The sequence below is a fragment of the Polaribacter sp. BM10 genome (genome assembly GCF_002005425.1).
In the GTDB taxonomy this organism is placed as follows: Bacteria; Bacteroidota; Bacteroidia; order Flavobacteriales; family Flavobacteriaceae; genus Polaribacter; species Polaribacter marinaquae.
Map to the genome: position 1 here is coordinate 2,068,017 of NZ_CP019704.1, position 16,706 is coordinate 2,084,722.

Genomic DNA, 16,706 nt, shown 5'->3' on the forward strand with positions numbered 1-16,706 from the left:
TTAATTTATCGGGCTTTTTATTATTTTTTAATTCCTAATTTCATCAAAATAGTTTCTAATAAACACCATTTTGTAAATGCTGATTGTATCATATTTACACCAATAAACACACCAAACCACAACCATTTAATACTTACATAATAAGTTAATAAAACCATTAAAAGCACCATACAACCAACTATAACTCTAAAATATTTATTCAACATAATTTACTTGTTTTTATTTATAATTCTTTTTTTCTATCATATAATAAACTAATGGCACAACCAATAATGTTAACACAGTAGAAACAATTGTACCTCCCATTAACGAAATTGCCAATCCTTGAAAAATTGGATCAAAAAGAATAACAAATGCTCCAATTACCACTGTACCTGCAGTTAATAAAATTGGTGTTGTTCTTACTGCTCCTGCTTCTATAGCTGCTTGTTTAATAGGAATTCCTTCTGCTATTCTTAGGTTGATAAAATCAATCAACAAAACAGAGTTTCTTACCATAATTCCGGCCAAAGCAATCATTCCAATAAATGAAGTTGCAGTAAAGAAAGCGCCCATAATCCAGTGTCCTAAAATAATTCCTATTAATGATAATGGAATGGCAACCATCATTACAACTGGTGCTTTAAAGTTTTGAAACCAACCCACAATTAAAATATAAATCAAAATAATTGCGCCTAAAAAAGCAATTCCTAAATCTCTAAAAACCTCTAAGGTAATTTGCCATTCTCCATCCCATTTTACAGTATAATCGTCTTCGTAATCTGGCTGACCTAAATACATTTCGTTTAATTTGTATCCTTCAGGAAGTTCAATTGTATTCAATTTCTTTTCCATTCCCAGAATTGCATAAGCAGGACTTTCTAATTCCCCAGCCATATCTGCCATAACATACACAACACGTTTTTGGTTTTTTCTGTAAATACTTTTTGCTGCAACCGTTTCTTTAATTTCAACCAAATCTGCAATAGGAACCATAGTTCCCATTTTAGATTTTACTTTTAATTGAGAAATATCTGAAATAGTAGATTTTTCTTTTTCATCTAAACTCAACACCAAACCAACCTGATTTACAGCATCTTCATCATATAAAGTTGTTATTGCTCTATTAGATAAAGCCATATTCATGGTATATGCAATTTGCTGTGGCGCAACACCATATAACATTGCTTTTTCTTTATTGATTTCAAATTGATATTCTTTTTGATCAGCTTCTACCATCCAATCAATATCTACAACATCATCGGTATTTTTTAAGATATTCTGAACATCGTTTGCTATTCTAATTTGCTCTTTATAATCTGGTCCGTAAACCTCAGCAACAATTGTCGATAAAACTGGAGGTCCTGGTGGAACTTCTACCAACTTAACATTTGCATTGTATTTTGATGCAATTTTCTGAATTTCTGGTCTAAGTAACTTAGCAATTCCGTGACTTTGAATTGTTCTATCTCCTTTATCAACCAAATTCACCTGAATATCTGCCATATTACTTCCTCCACGTAAATCATAATGACGTACTAAACCGTTAAAAGTTATTGGTGCAGAAGTACCAATGTAATTTTGATAATTCACCACTTCTGGTCTTGTAGATAAATACTGAGCAATTTCTTGTGTAACAACGCCTGTTCTTTCTAAAGTTGTTCCCTCTGGCATATCTATTACCACCTGAAACTCGTTTTTATTATCAAAAGGCAACATTTTTACTGCAACAGAATTGGTTACAAATAATCCCATAGTTGCAATTAAAACAAAAAATGTTCCTCCTAAAAACAACCATCTTTTGGTTGCATTTTCTAATAAAGGTCTCTCAAATTTATTGTATACTCTATAGATAAACGTTTCTTCTAACGGTTTTTCAACTTTTTCTTCTCCTCCTTTTTTATCTTTTTCTCTTAAGAAAATATATCCTAAATAAGGTGTAATTGTTAATGCCACAAATAAAGATAAAATCATTGCAATTGATGCCCCTATTGGCATTGGCGCCATATAAGGCCCCATTAAACCAGACACAAAAGCCATTGGTAAAACAGAAGCAATTACAGTAAATGTTGCTAAAATTGTTGGGTTACCAACTTCATTAATTGCATATAAAGCCGCTTGTTTAAAAGGCAAGCGTTTCATTTTAAAATGCCTATGCATATTTTCTGCAATAATAATAGAATCATCAACCACAATACCTGTAACAAAAACCAAAGCAAAAAGCGTAATTCTGTTTAAAGTATAATCTAACATATAATAGCTTAACAAGGTTAAAGCAAACGTAATTGGCACAGATAAAAACACGACCAATCCACCACGCCAACCCATAGCTAACATAACAACCAATGTTACAGCAATGATAGAGCCAATAAGGTGTAATAACAATTCTGATACTTTATGAGAAGCTGTTTCTCCATAATTTCTAGTAACTTCAACGTGAACATCATCTGGTAATAATGTAGTTCTTAAATGAGCTACTTTATCTAAAACTACTTCTGCAATTTTCATGGCATCTGCTCCTTTTCTTTTAGCAACAGAAATCGTAACTGCAGGATATTCAGATTTATAAGTTTGAACTTTATCACTTGCTTGTCCAAAACCTAAAGACACATAGTTTTGTGGAATTTCTGGTCCATCAACAATAGTTGCAATTTGTTTTAAATAAATTGGCAAATTCTGCTGCACACCAACAACTAAGTTTTCTACATCTGTAACAGAAGCTAAAAATTTACCTGTATTTACTAAAAATTCTGTATCGTTTTTATCAAAACTACCAGAACTTAATTGTGTATTATTGGCTTTTATCATTTCAGAAACAGATAAGAAATCTAATCCGCTAGCAGCCAATTTATCTTTATCTAAAACAACTCTTAACTGACGATTTCTTCCTCCAATTTTGTGGGTAATCGAAACGTCATTTACCTTTTTAATTTCGCTTTCTAATTCTTGTGCCATTTGTCCAAGCTGAAAATCGTTATAATTTTCGCTCCACAAGGTTAATCCCAGCATTGGTACATCATCAATAGCACGTGTTTTTACTAACGGAAACGTAACACCTTGTGGCATTTGATCCATATGTTTGTTAATTTCGTTGTACAATTTCACAAACGAACGCTCAATATCTTCGCCCACGTAAAACTGCACAATTACCATTGCTTTTTCGTTCATAGCAGTGGCATACACATACTCTACACCCTTAATATTAGAAATTAATTTCTCTAAAGGTTTTACAACTCTATTTTCTACTTCTGTAGGACTTGCGCCTGGGTAACCCACAAAAATATCTGCCATTGGCACATCAATTTGCGGCTCTTCTTCTCTAGGAATTAAAAACGAAGCATACACACCAACAACCATAAAAACGATCATTAGAAGCACTGTAAGTTTAGATCCTATAAAGACTTTTGCAATTTTACCAGCTAAACCTTCTTTCATATTATTTATTTTTTGGGCGTTTTAACAGGCTATCCATTTCAATCTTTTTTTGCCATAAATGGAAGCAAAAAAAGGATTTCCATTGCTATCCTTAACGCGGAATGTTAGTTATTGAATTGTAATTTTTGCTCCGTTAAATAATTTTCCTTGCGCAGAAACTATGTAAGATTCATCTGCATTTAAACCAGATAAAACTTCAACTTCATTTCCGTAAGTTCTACCTAAACGTAACCAACGTAAAATTGCCGTGTTACTTTCACTTACTGTATAAACTCCAGATAATTGTCCATTTTTAACTATTGCATCCGTAGGAATTAAAACCAACTTAGATTTTACTTCTCTTTCTACAGGAAACTGAACTGTAGAAAACATACCTGATAAAATATTTACATCTGTTTTATCTAAATTTATTTTTACTAAATATTGTCCTCCAGTATTTTTAGCAGAAGTACTTACTTCACTAACTTTTCCTTTCAAGATTTTATCCAAAGATTTTACCAAAACATTTACAGATGTTCCTTTCTTAATCTTAGAAATTTCAGTTTCTGGCACCATTGCAATTACTTCAAATACTTTAGGAGTTTCTAAACTAATTAATGGCATTCCTGGATTTGCCATATCTCCGTTTTCTACATTTTTACTTGTAATTACACCACTAAAAGGAGCTGTAATATTAGAATACGTAAACTGTGCATTAATTTCGTTTTTCATCTGATTTGCAGATTCTAATCCGGCTTTTGCCATTTCGTAATTTGTAGTCATATCATCCATTTCTTTTTGAGTAGCACTGTTACTTGCAAATAAGTTTTTAAAACGATTGTAATTCTTTTCTGCATTTTTAAAAGCCGCTTTTGCTTGAATTATTCCTGCATTTACTTGTCCTTTTTTAGCTTCTAAATCTGTATTATTAATAGAAACTAATAACTGACCCTTTCTTACTTTATCTCCAACATTTACATGCACTTTTTTTACGTAACCCATCATTCTAGTACTTAAATCTATACTATTTGCTGCTTGTATTTTACCACTTACAGACAAAAATTGGCTATTACTATTTATAGCAACTTTATTTACCGAAATTTTAATGGCAGGAGCAGTATCTATTACTGCTTTTTTTTCTTCGCTACCACAACTAGTAATAAATATTGATGTAAATAAAAACGCGATTATGTAGATATATTTTTTCATTTTAATGATTATTCTTTAGTTAAAAATTCTAAATAAGTTTGTGTAAAATTGTATTCGAAAATTGTTTGGTAATATTCTAATTGCTTTTTAGCAAATTGAGTTTCTGCCATTAATAAATCAGATGTTTTTTCTAATCCTTCTTTAAATCTATTTTTTCTAATTCTTAAAGATTCTTCAGATTGTTGCACTGCTAAACTTGTTAATTCTAATCTACTTTTAGCATCAACCAATTGGCGTTTTACTTTGTTTAATTCTAAATTACTTTTAGAAACATATTGATTATATTCTAACTTAGATTTCTCGAATTCAGCTTTACTTTTTTGCGCTTTTCCAAAACGTTTAGAACCTTGAAACAAATCCCAACTTAATTGCGCTCCTATTAAATACCCGTTTGCATTTCCTTGAAATATTTTATTATCATACATTTCATAACTACCAAAAGCATTTAAACGAGGTAAAAAAGCCATTTTATCTGCTTTATTCATTGCTTCAAATCCTTTTAAAGCAAGTTCCATTGCTTTGATATCAGATCTGTTTTCTGATATTTTTTTATCATCAACATTAAAACTAACCACTGATAAGTTTTCTTTTGGTTTGTATACAACATAAGTTTTATCATTCATCAAAAAAGACAAATAATTAGAGGCGTTTTGTACATTACTTTTGGCGGTTTGCAATTGGTTTTTAACTTCTGTAACTCTTACCTCAACATTTAAAACATCTGCACGCTGTAAAAACCCTTGTTTAAAACTATTATCTGCCATTTGTTTATTTGCATTGGCTGCTTTTAATGCTTTTTCTATAACGTCTACTGCTTTGTAAGCTAATTGCAATTGCATATATGCCTTATCTACTTCAAACACCAAGTAATCTTGCATTCTTTCTGTTTTTAAAGACATTGCTTCCATTTTAGATTTGGCTGCTTTTCTTTGATAAAAACCGTCAAGATTTATTAATGGTTGCTGAATTTCAATCTTTGTAGCAAAATTTCTAGTAGTGGTTGGATCATTCAATAACGCTGGATTAAAATCGTTTTGCGTTAATATTTCTTGATTTAATTTAGACCCAAAAGCCATTAAAGGATTCGTTGTAGAAATACCTGTATGACTTGCAGTAATGTTTGGTAAAAACACTGCATTTGTTTTTCTGTAATCTGCTTTTGCAGCATTAAAGTCTTCTTTAGAAATTTTTAAGGATAAATTGTTTTCAGATATTTTAGACAAAACCTCAGACTTACCAATCGAAATTATTTCTTGTGCAGGTAATTGTTTAGAAAACAACAACACAATTACAAATACACTTTTTATTATTCTATTCATCTATTCTATTTTAACAGTACAAAGCTAAATCGAATAAAATCTTTTTTTAGTAACATTAGTTACTAAAGAAAAAGCACTTAAATCATAGAGATTTAAGTGCTTTTTAATTAACTCTTAATTTACTAACTAAATCAGCTTCTAATAACTTGTATCATCTAACTTTACCTTACCGTGAAAAGTTTTATATAAAAACAAAAAGTATCCTGCTAAAAGCGGTGCTCCAATTAAAACAATTGTTAACATAATGCCTAAAGATTTTTGAGATGATGCTGCATTATAAATAGTAACACTAAATTTAGGGTCTATGGTAGAAGGCAATAAAACAGGGTACAATTGAAAAGCAACTAGCATTAATAAAAACGCCATTGTTAACGATGAGAAAACCAGAGCATTGCCATATTTTTTCTTAGAAACCAACCTTGGCACATTCGCTACTGCTAAGAAAGCAAGAATAGGTAAAATAAAAAACACAGGGTATTCTTTAAATTTATCGGTAACTCCTGGTAAAAAAACCAAAGTATAAAAAGACGTAACTGTAAAAGATAGAATAAAAAATACCATTCCCTTTTTAAGTAAAAATGTTAATCTTGCATACAAACGTCCTTCTGTTTTTAATAATAAAAAAATGGCACCTTGAGTCATAAAAATAGACAAGGTTGTGAAACCAACCATAATTGCATACGGACTTAAAAAAGCAAAAAATATCCCGCCTTTGTAGCTATAATTTTCTCCTATTTCAAACCCTTGCAGTATATTGCCTAAAACAACACCCAATAGAAAAGCTATTAAAGTATTGGAAACAAAATAAATAATGTCCCATGTTTTTCTCCACCAAATCATTTTTTCTGAACTTCTAAACTTAATAGCCGAAGAACGTAATACCAATAAAACTAAAAATAGCATAAACGGAATATACATTGCAGATAACATAGTTGCATACATTACTGGAAAACCTGCAAACAAAGCACCACCACCAATAATTAACCAAACTTGGTTTGCATCCCAAAGAGGCCCAATTGCATTTATAGCAACACGCCTACTTAAATCTTTTCTTAAAAATAAATGCCATGCTCCGGCACCGTAATCAAAACCTTCTAAAATAGCATATCCAGAAAATAATAATCCAACCACTAAATACCATAACGTTGGGTAATCTACCCCTAAAAAAGTTTCCATAAGTATAACGCTAAACATGTTTTAAAAATTCATTAGGATTTTTAGCTTCATCATAAGGACCATGCTTTATTTTTTTATGTAGAGAATAAATAAACAAAAGAAATAATAACGTATAAACTACTAAAAATAGGATTAACGAAAAGAGAATTTGATTTGATGATACTTCTTGAGAAAAGCCTTCGTTGGTTCTTAAATGCCCATAAACAATCCAAGGTTGTCTACCCATTTCTGCAGCAAACCAACCTACTTGATTGGCTATTTGCGGCAAAATTACGGAGAATGCAAAAATATGTAAAAGCCATCTTTTGTCGAATAATTTTCCTCTCCACCATAAAAAACTTGCATATAATGTTAATGCGATTAAAAACATTCCGATAGCAATCATGATATGATAAAACTGAAAAACTGCATTTACTTGTCCTGGTCTGTCTTCTTCTGAAAAAGCGTTTAAGCCAGTAACTGGTGCTTCAAAATCTTGATGTACTAAAAAGGATAATCCACCAGGTAAAGCTAAACCTATAACTTCTTGACTTTCATCATCTACCCAACCAAAAAGATACAAATCTGCCGGCGCCGATTTTTCATAATGCCCTTCCATTGCGGCTAATTTAGCTGGCTGATTTTTTGCAACACCATCCGCAGAACTATGCCCAGAAACTAATTGTGTTAAAGAGATAATGGTTGCCACAGCTAAAGCAATTTTAAATGCTTTTTTAGAAATTGTAATATATCGTCCTTTTAAAAGATAATAGGCATGAACACTTAAAACCAAAAAAGCACCTGCTAAAAAAGCTCCTTGCCATACATGAATAATTCTATCTACACTAGATGGATTAAAAACCATTTCCCAAAAATCGGTAACTTCTGCCCTAGCATTTAAACCTTCACCTACAATATGATAACCTGCAGGAGTTTGTTGCCAACTATTGGCTACAACAATCCAAACTGCAGAAAACATAGAACCTAAAAAAACACCAATAGTAGAAATAAAATGTACTTTCGGTGATACTCTGTTCCATCCAAAAATTAAAATGCCCAAAAAGGTACTTTCTAAACCAAATGCAAACAAGCCTTCTGCTGCTAATGCACTACCAAAAATATCACCAACATATTTTGAATAAACAGACCAATTGGTACCAAATTCAAACTCCATAATAATTCCGGTAGCAACACCTATACCAAAAGTTATAGCGAATATTTTTAACCAAAAACGAGTTAAAATTTCATAATGTTTATTACCCGTTTTTAAATATAAACCTTCCATTATTACCATAATAAATCCTATCCCTATACTTAAAGGTGGATATATATAGTGAAAGGCAATTGTGAATGCAAACTGAATTCGTGCTAAAATTTCTGTATCCATGATAATGAATTAAATATACAGTAAATGTAAAATCTTTCTATTATTTTTAATGTAACAAATATTACATTTTATCGTGTTTAATTAAGTTTACAATACTTGAATTATTAAAATGTAAACTCATAAAAAAAGCACTTGTCTACGCAAGTGCTTTAGGGTTAACTAAATCTTTTTATAATTTCAACCAATTCTTTTGTTTGTAAAACTCCAGATTGTCGCCAAAGCTGTTTTCCTTCTTTAAAAACCATAAAAGTTGGCACTCCTCTAACTTGATATTTTGATGCTAATGATTGATTTTTATCAACATTTATTTTAATAATTGAAACCTTGTCGCCTAAAACGTCTTTAACTTGTTTTAAAATTGGACTCATCATTTTACAAGGACCACACCATTCTGCAAAAAAATCGACTAAAACAGGTTTTTCTTGATGTATTATTTCTGAAAATTTACTCATGTTTAAAACTATTTTTTGTTAAATGAAACATTCCAAATTCCACGAACTTGATTTATATCGTAACCCAAAGCCTGATCTTTGGGATATAATTCTTTTAATTTAGAAAGCGTGTTTTCTGTAACTTCTTTTTTAGGAGATCCATGGCATTGCAAACACATACTATTTGTTTTAATAGGGTAATAAACATTTATATTGTTTGCAGTTTCTACTACTATTGGCTCTGATTCTTTATTTACTGCAACATCTTTTTTAAATAATTTAATCATTTTTAGTTCCTCTAAATTAGCAGCATTTTTAGGGTTTCTAGGTTTATCTGAAACTCTTTTAATAGTTGCTTTGTGAAAAACAGACATACTATCTGTTAAAGGATATGCTTTTACGTTGCAAAATTTTAACGCTTCTAGTGTACCTTCTTTTTGAATTTTACTCATTAAATTTTTGCCTAAAACTGCTTTTGTAGAAAGAGCATATTGCAAACCTCTCTCAGAATTTGGTAAATCTTTAAAATTTTCACCCATTTTATGGTCTTGCTTCCCTTTCGTTTTTACTTTTCCCTTTCCTTTACCTCTTTCTTCATTAAAATGAGACTCAAACCATTCTGGTTGTTCAATATTATTATCATAAATATATTCAGCAATTTTTTTAATATCGTTTGCTGCAAAGACCTGTTTAGGCATTAGACCAAATCTTCTTACAGCACCTCTCATTTTTGAAGTTTCTTTAGTAGGGTTTTTCACAAAACTTTGTACAGATTCTATAAACTTCTCTTTAGTGGTTTCTGAAGAAATATAATGTTTTTTGATAGCAATCATAGGAGGTGCAATTCTATCATCATGCGAAGCAGAAGGACTATGACAAACATAACATTTATTTTCCATGAGTTTTTTACCTTCTGGTTGTTGAATGTTTTTAGAAGTTATTACTTCTTTTTTAGAGTATGAAGGCCTGTTATTATCTTTACAACTGAAAAATAGTATGAATACTAATAATAATGTAAGTAATCTCATCTTTTTTTTTACAAAAATAGACTCTAATTTTCTTTTGTACAGTAACCAATGTTACAGTTCTAGAACCTTTATATTGTTTCTAAAAAGTTGAATTTTATTTTCATTCTCTAGCTTTTTTAACAATCTAGAAATTACAACTCTAGAAGTGTGTAAATCGTCTGAAATTTGTTTGTGAGTTACTTGTAAAACATCATTGTGTGTAACCATAGCTTTGTCTTTTAAATACTTAAAAAGGCGCTCGTCCATCTTTAAAAAAGCAATAGTATCTACTGCAACAAGAAGTTCTTCTACTCGGTTGTGGTAACTTTGTAAAATAAAAGATTGCCAAGATTTATAAGAGCTTAACCATGCGGTCATCTTTTCTTTTGGCAACATTATTAACTCTACATCTGTTTCTGCAACGGCTCTTATTTTGCTTTTTGTTTGTCCCATACAGCAAGAAAGTGTCATGGCACAAGTATCTCCTTTTTCTAAATAATATAAAACTAGCTCCTCGCCTTTTTCATCTTCTCTAAGTATTTTTATAGCTCCAGAAAGTAATAATGGCATCGAAGTTATGTAATCTCCTCGATCTATAATTGTAGACTCTGCTTTATAAGCTTTAGAAACACCTATTTCTGTGATTTCTTGTATTAAACTATCTTCAAAAAGATATCCAAAATTAGTCGCTAATTCGTCTGCCATTTTATAAATTTTAAAAGTATAAAAATAATAAAATGATTTTACGCAAAGTATTTTAAACCTATTAAAGATTTAAGTTTGATTATTTTACTTTCTTATCTGAATTTATCAATAAAAAAATTGTTACTATTAAACCGATTACTACAACAGCAAATACACCAATCATAACTGTACCGTTTACCCAAGAAACTAGCGGAAAATTTAAAAAGTCCATAATTTTAAGTTTGCTACAAAACTAAAAACTATGGACTTTAAAATTTATGATATTAATCAGGTTTTAAAAATCTACGTTTAAAATATCTCCGCTTAATTGTAATAATTGAAGTTCAATTAATTTCGCATCAAACTTTGCATTATTTAATGCCGTTTTAGAGTTTATAAGATTTATTTGAGCTTGTCTAAACTCTATTGAGGTTACTTGCCCTAGTTTGTATCGCTCTTGTGTTCTTTTAAAGTTATTCTCTGTAGTTAAAACATTTGTTTCTTGAGCTTTTAAAATAAATAACTGATTTTGATAATTTTCCCAAGTATTCTTTAGATTATTTTCTATAGTTATTTTTTGTTGTTCTAAAAGTATTTGCTGATTTTCTAAAGCAATTTTAGAATTGGCAATTCTTGTTTTTGTTGAACCTCCATCAAAAATATTCCATGTTAAATTAACACCCGCATTTAAACCATCAGACGTAATTAATTTTGCGCCAAAAGGATTGATTAAATTCTCGTTTCTAGTTCTATTATAACCATAAGAAGCATTAAAATTTAAAGACGGTAAATAACTTGCTTTGTTAATTTTGATATTAAACTCGCTTATAGCAATGTTTTTTTCATTCTGTTTTAAAAGCGAATTATTTTCTAATGTTTTATTTTTTAAATCATTAAAGTTTAACATTTTATTATAAGTCACTTCTGTTTCAACAGAAAAATTTGCATCGTTTTTTTTACCTAAAATAACATTTAAACCACGTTTTGCATTGTTTAATTGTTGTTTTGCTGCGATTAAAGAAATGCTATCATTATTTACATCTACTTGCGCGTTTAAAAACTCTAATTTGGTAGATTGACCATAATCATATTGATATTTAGCACGTTGTAAGCGTTGTTTAGAAATAGTTAGTGCTTCTGTTAAGTTGTCTGTATTTTCTGATAAACGAGCAATTTGAAAATACGTTGTAAACAATTGTAAATATGTGTTTTCTATGGTTTCTCTAGCTTGTAACTCTGTTAAATTATAGGTTTCTTTTAATTGCTCTACATTATATTTACGACCAAAACCATCAAAAATTGTATAGTTTACAGCAAGTGATGCATTGTATGTTTTTGCTACAACACCATTACCAGATATTTCAGAATCATCACCAGTATCTCTATCCGTAAAAATTAAACTTTGATTGTTTCTACTATAGTTTGCACCAGAATTAAAAGTTGCAGATGGTAATTTACCTGTATTATAAATACTTGTATTGTTCTCTGCAATTTCTAAGTTATTCTTGGCAATTTTAATTCCGAAATTATTTTCTAATGTTATTTCTAGCGCTTTTTCTTTGGTTAAAATTTCTTGAGAAACCATTTGTAAAGTCGATAAAAAAACGACTGCTAATATTGTTTTTCTTACCAATCTCATATTATTCTTCTTTTGAATTAATCTTAAGAGTTTGTTCTTCTTCATCTACTTTGGCTTCTATAATTGCTCTTTCTACCTCTTCTTTTGTTACAGGTTCTCCTGTTTTTAACCACTTAGCCTTTACTTTAATAGAGTTAGACACAGAAAGTAAAATAGGCAACATAACCAACGTTAAAACAGTAGCAATTGCAATACCATAAGAAATTGAAATTGCCATTGGAATTAAAAATTGTGCTTGCCTACTTTTTTCTAATAATAAAGGTGCTAAACCTGCAACTGTAGTTAAAGAAGTTAAAAATATCGCTCTAAAACGAGATTGACCTGCAGCAATTAAAGCATCATCGTATTTCATGCCTTCTTTAAGGTAATTATTAAACTTACCAATTAATACCAAACCATCGTTTACCATAATTCCTATTAAGGCAATAATTCCTAAAAAGGATAAAATACCAATTGGAAAATTATGAAAGTAATGCCCCCAAACTACTCCAATCATACTAAAAGGAATCATGATTATTAATAAAATTGGCTGGCTATAAGAACGGAACGTAAATGCGATTACAATATAAATTAGTAATAAAATAATAGGCCCAACAACATTTACAGAATCTGTAGTTTTTTTAGCTTCTCTATTTTGACCTTCATATAACGGTGAAACTGTTGGATATTTAGATATTATTTCTGGCATTACCCTTGTTTTAATATCATCTAAAATTTCTGTTGCACTTGTTTCTAGATCTTTTAAATCTGCTGTAATTTGAATTTCTCTTTTACCTTTTAAATGATTTATTGCAATATCACCTCTAGCAATTGTATAATTTGCAATTTCAGAAAATGCAACTCGAGTACCAGAAGGTGTAGAAATTCGCATGTCATCTAAATTCTTTATAGAAGATCTATCTTTTTTATCATAACGAACCCAAACTTTAATTTCATCTTGACCTCTTTGAAATCTTTGAGCCTGAAATCCGAAGAAACCATATCTAATTTGCGCCATGATTGCTTGCAAATTCAAGCCTAATAAATACGCATTGTCTTTTAAAGTAATTTGAATTTCTTTAATTCCGGCAGGATCATTATCTGCAATATCTTTAAGTAGAGCATTGTTTTCTAGCTCTTTCTTAAGCTCTTGTTTAGCAGCTTTTAACTCGCTAATATTATTACCTAATAAAGAAACAGCAACCGGACTTCCACCAAAATTACCACCAGACCCAAAAGTTAAACTTTCTACACCATAAACTTTACCAACTTTATCGCTAATAGAATTTGTAATTTCTGGTGACGAGAAATCTCTGGCTTCACCAGGTAAAAGATTTACCGTTAAAGTTGCGTTTGCACTACCAGGTCCAATTCTTTTAATAACATTTTCTACTACAGAAATATTACCTGTTTGTTTTTCTGTGTATTCTGTATTTGTTAACCAAACTTTTTCTTCTATAGACGATATTATAGAATCTGTAATTTGCTCGTTAGTACCTTGTGGCATTGTTAAAGTTATCTGAACTCTATCACTTGCTATTCTTGGAAAAAACGCTTGTTTTACAATACCTGCATTCATTGCCATAATACTAAATATTACAAGCGCAATTGGTAAAGACAATGCAAAAACTTTGTTTTGCAAACAGAACTTTAAAAAAGGCATGTAAAAAGTATCTCTTAATTTCATTAACAACCTATCTGCTGCTTTGTTTACTTTTGTAAAAAAAGTATCGAAAAAATTGGTTTTTTTCTCTTCTCCGTTTTCTTCTCTTTTTCTTTCTAAAGCTTTAGAATGTGCAATATGCGCCGGTAAAATAACCAATGCTTCTACCAAAGAAACCGTTAATGTTAATAATACAATTGTAGAAACTTCACCAAAAAAACTTCCTATTCTACCATCAACAAAAAAGAATGTAGAAAATGCAATAATTGTAGTTAAAATAGCAGATACAATTGGCGGAATAACTTCCATTGTTCCATCAATTGCTGCATTTATTTTAGATTTTCCTAAATCGTAATAATGATGATAAATATTCTCTCCAATCACAATACCATCATCAACCAAAATACCAATAACGATGATCATACCAAATAATGATAACACATTAATTGTTACATCAAACTGAGCAGCAAAAATAAACATCCCGAAAAATGCTACAGGTAAACCAAAAGCTACCCAAATTGCCAATCTTAAATTTAAAAATAAGGCCAAGAAAAACAACACCAACAAGATACCTACAACTCCGTTTTCTATTAATAATTTCGTTCTACCATTTAGCGTAATAGAAGCATCACTAGAAATATTTAATTGTACATTTTGTTGTTGCTGATTAAATTTATGAATGTATTCTTTAATTTTATCTGCAGAACTAATTAAGTCTTCGTTATTTGTATTACTTACCGTAACATTAATTGCTAAATTACCGTTGTAATACAATCTATCTGGCGTTTCAGACCAAGTATCGCTAACTTTTGCAATATCTTTTAATCGAATAATATTACCATCTGTAGATGTTCTAACTATTAAGTTTTGAAGTTCTACACCATAATAAGAACGATTACTTGCTCTAATTAAATAATCTTCTTCGGATGTTTTTATGTTACCACCAGTAATTAAAATATTAGAGTTTCTTATGGCATTTGCAACCTCTGTAAAAGACATATTGTAAGAGCGTAAATCGTTTTCTCTAACAGAAATTTCTATTTCTTCGTCTGGAAAACCAGAAATTGCTACTTGAGAAATTCCTTCGATACCTCTAATATCATTTTCTACATTTCTGGCATATTGTTTTAACGATTTTAAAGGAACATTTTCTCCACTAACCGTAAAACTTATTGTTGGTCTTATACTTTCTACCTTTGCAATTACTGCCGGCTCCATACCAGAAGGAAAAGACGGAACTCTATCTACTGCATTTTTAACATCAGATAAAACAACATCTATGTCTTTACCTTTTTCTACTTCGATATTTACACTTGCAGAGTTTTCTCTAGAAACAGATGTTACTCTTTCTACACCAACAATTCCTTTTAAATTGTCTTCAATTTTTAAAACAACACCTTCTTCCATTTCTGCTGGTGAAGCACCAGGATACGCTAAACTTATTTGAATAAGTTGCGAATCTACTAGCGGAAAAAACGAAGATTTCATGCTAATTGCACCAACCGCTCCAAAAATAATAAATGCAAGAATCATTACATTTACAGCAACCGGATATTTAATAAAATAAGTAATGATTTTTTTCATAGTTTACTTCTTTTTATTAATTTTTACAACCATTCCGTCGAAAGCTCCTGGTAAAGTTTGCGTTAAAATTTTTGCGTCATTTTCGATTCCTTTAATCACTACTTTATCTGTTCCAAAATATACTGGTTGCACAGAAACTAAGCTCAAAATACTATCGTTTTTAACTGTGTAAACTGCGGTATTATCTATTAATAATTTTCTAGGGATTTCGATTGCATTAGATTCTGATTTAGCAACCAAATTTGCTTCTAAAAACATCCCTTCTTTTAGATCTTTATGTTTTACATCGATAAACGCTTTAATTGTTTGCGAAACCTGATCTACTTTACCATTTACTCGAACTACTTTACCTGTATATTCTTTGGTTTTCTCTAGATTTGTTAGTGTTACAGAATTGCCCACTTTTAGTAAATCTGCAAATTCAGAATTTATAGAAACTTCCATTTCATAAACACTTGGGTCGATAAATTCGCCCAACTTTTGCCCAACTCTTACCAAAGAACCCGGACTAACTAATGCTTCTGTTAAAATACCAGAAAAAGGTGCTCTAATTTTATATTTAGACAAACGAACTTCTAAATTTTTTACATTGTAATAAGCTGTTATAATACCTCTACCAGAAATAAAATACTTTTCTTTATCCGAAGAAAACTCAGGAATTTTAGGTGTAGAATTGTTCATATTAAAACCCTTCAAATAAGATTCCCATTTGCTAAACTCGTTAGGATAATCTAATCTTAAATCTGGTAAAATAGCAGTAATTAAATTATATAAATTACTTTTTTGAGATTGTAAACTAGCGTAAAACTCATCATTATTAAGACTTAAAAGTGTTTCTCCTCTATAATAGTTTGTACCTGGTTTAAATAATTTGTTTGAACTTTTTAAAACACCTTGTACTTCAGAGAAAATTTCTATTTTATTTTTAGCAGTTAAGTTACCGCTAGCAGATAAAATAATAGGAATTTCTTTATTCTCTACATTTTCTACAAATACAGTTTTTATCTGTTTTTTAAACTTTGGTTTTGGTTTTTGATTCTTATCAATAAGGTAATTTCCTAATAATATTGCTCCTGCAATACTTAATACTCCTAGAATGGCTAGAATAACTTTTCTCATAATTGGTTTCGTTTCACTTTTTAATAGTTCGTAAAAAGTTTTCTTGTGGTTGGCACAAAGATACTTTTTATGACTCTAGCTATTTGGTAAAGTTTAAAACCAACTATGTTAAAGAAACGTTATAATTTACTAATAAA

The 16,706-nt window shown here is 30.2% G+C and carries 13 protein-coding genes; all 13 read right to left on the reverse strand.

Going from position 1 to position 16,706, the window contains the following annotated elements:
* Positions 1–20: 20 nt before the first annotated feature.
* Positions 21–206: a DUF2892 domain-containing protein gene (locus BXQ17_RS09215; protein WP_077810366.1), complete on the reverse strand. Its 186-nt coding sequence runs from the start codon at positions 204–206 to the stop codon at positions 21–23.
* A 13-nt stretch (positions 207–219) separates the two neighbouring features.
* Positions 220–3,414 (reverse strand): efflux RND transporter permease subunit, encoded by a 3,195-nt coding sequence (locus BXQ17_RS09220; protein WP_077810367.1) that lies wholly within the window; start codon positions 3,412–3,414, stop codon positions 220–222.
* Between the two features lie 108 nt (positions 3,415–3,522).
* Complete coding sequence (locus BXQ17_RS09225; RefSeq protein WP_077810368.1) at positions 3,523–4,602, reverse strand: efflux RND transporter periplasmic adaptor subunit; 1,080 nt, start codon at positions 4,600–4,602, stop codon at positions 3,523–3,525.
* 8 nt (positions 4,603–4,610) lie between these two features.
* Entirely contained in the window at positions 4,611–5,921 is a 1,311-nt protein-coding gene (locus tag BXQ17_RS09230) for a TolC family protein (RefSeq protein ID WP_077810369.1), read from the reverse strand.
* Between the two features lie 138 nt (positions 5,922–6,059).
* The gene (cydB, locus tag BXQ17_RS09235) at positions 6,060–7,097 is read right to left on the reverse strand and encodes a cytochrome d ubiquinol oxidase subunit II (RefSeq protein WP_077810370.1); all 1,038 of its coding nucleotides are present in this window, start codon (positions 7,095–7,097) and stop codon (positions 6,060–6,062) included.
* A gap of 10 nt (positions 7,098–7,107) precedes the next feature.
* On the reverse strand, positions 7,108–8,463 hold the full coding sequence (locus BXQ17_RS09240) for a cytochrome ubiquinol oxidase subunit I (RefSeq protein ID WP_077810371.1): 1,356 nt from the start codon (positions 8,461–8,463) through the stop codon (positions 7,108–7,110).
* Positions 8,464–8,618: 155 nt separating this feature from the next.
* Positions 8,619–8,915 (reverse strand): thioredoxin, encoded by a 297-nt coding sequence (gene trxA / locus BXQ17_RS09245; protein WP_077810372.1) that lies wholly within the window; start codon positions 8,913–8,915, stop codon positions 8,619–8,621.
* An 8-nt stretch (positions 8,916–8,923) separates the two neighbouring features.
* The gene (locus tag BXQ17_RS09250) at positions 8,924–9,922 is read right to left on the reverse strand and encodes a DUF3365 domain-containing protein (RefSeq protein WP_077810373.1); all 999 of its coding nucleotides are present in this window, start codon (positions 9,920–9,922) and stop codon (positions 8,924–8,926) included.
* 51 nt (positions 9,923–9,973) lie between these two features.
* On the reverse strand, positions 9,974–10,606 hold the full coding sequence (locus BXQ17_RS09255; protein ID WP_077810374.1) for a Crp/Fnr family transcriptional regulator: 633 nt from the start codon (positions 10,604–10,606) through the stop codon (positions 9,974–9,976).
* A 79-nt stretch (positions 10,607–10,685) separates the two neighbouring features.
* Positions 10,686–10,817: a hypothetical protein gene (locus tag BXQ17_RS14670; protein WP_302849558.1), complete on the reverse strand. Its 132-nt coding sequence runs from the start codon at positions 10,815–10,817 to the stop codon at positions 10,686–10,688.
* Positions 10,818–10,880: 63 nt separating this feature from the next.
* Complete coding sequence (locus BXQ17_RS09260) at positions 10,881–12,269, reverse strand: TolC family protein (protein WP_368348237.1); 1,389 nt, start codon at positions 12,267–12,269, stop codon at positions 10,881–10,883.
* On the reverse strand, positions 12,226–15,450 hold the full coding sequence (locus BXQ17_RS09265; protein WP_077810375.1) for an efflux RND transporter permease subunit: 3,225 nt from the start codon (positions 15,448–15,450) through the stop codon (positions 12,226–12,228). The genes BXQ17_RS09260 and BXQ17_RS09265 overlap by 44 nt, the downstream gene beginning before the upstream one ends.
* 3 nt (positions 15,451–15,453) lie before the next feature.
* Positions 15,454–16,569 (reverse strand): efflux RND transporter periplasmic adaptor subunit, encoded by a 1,116-nt coding sequence (locus tag BXQ17_RS09270; protein WP_077810376.1) that lies wholly within the window; start codon positions 16,567–16,569, stop codon positions 15,454–15,456.
* Positions 16,570–16,706 lie beyond the last annotated feature (137 nt).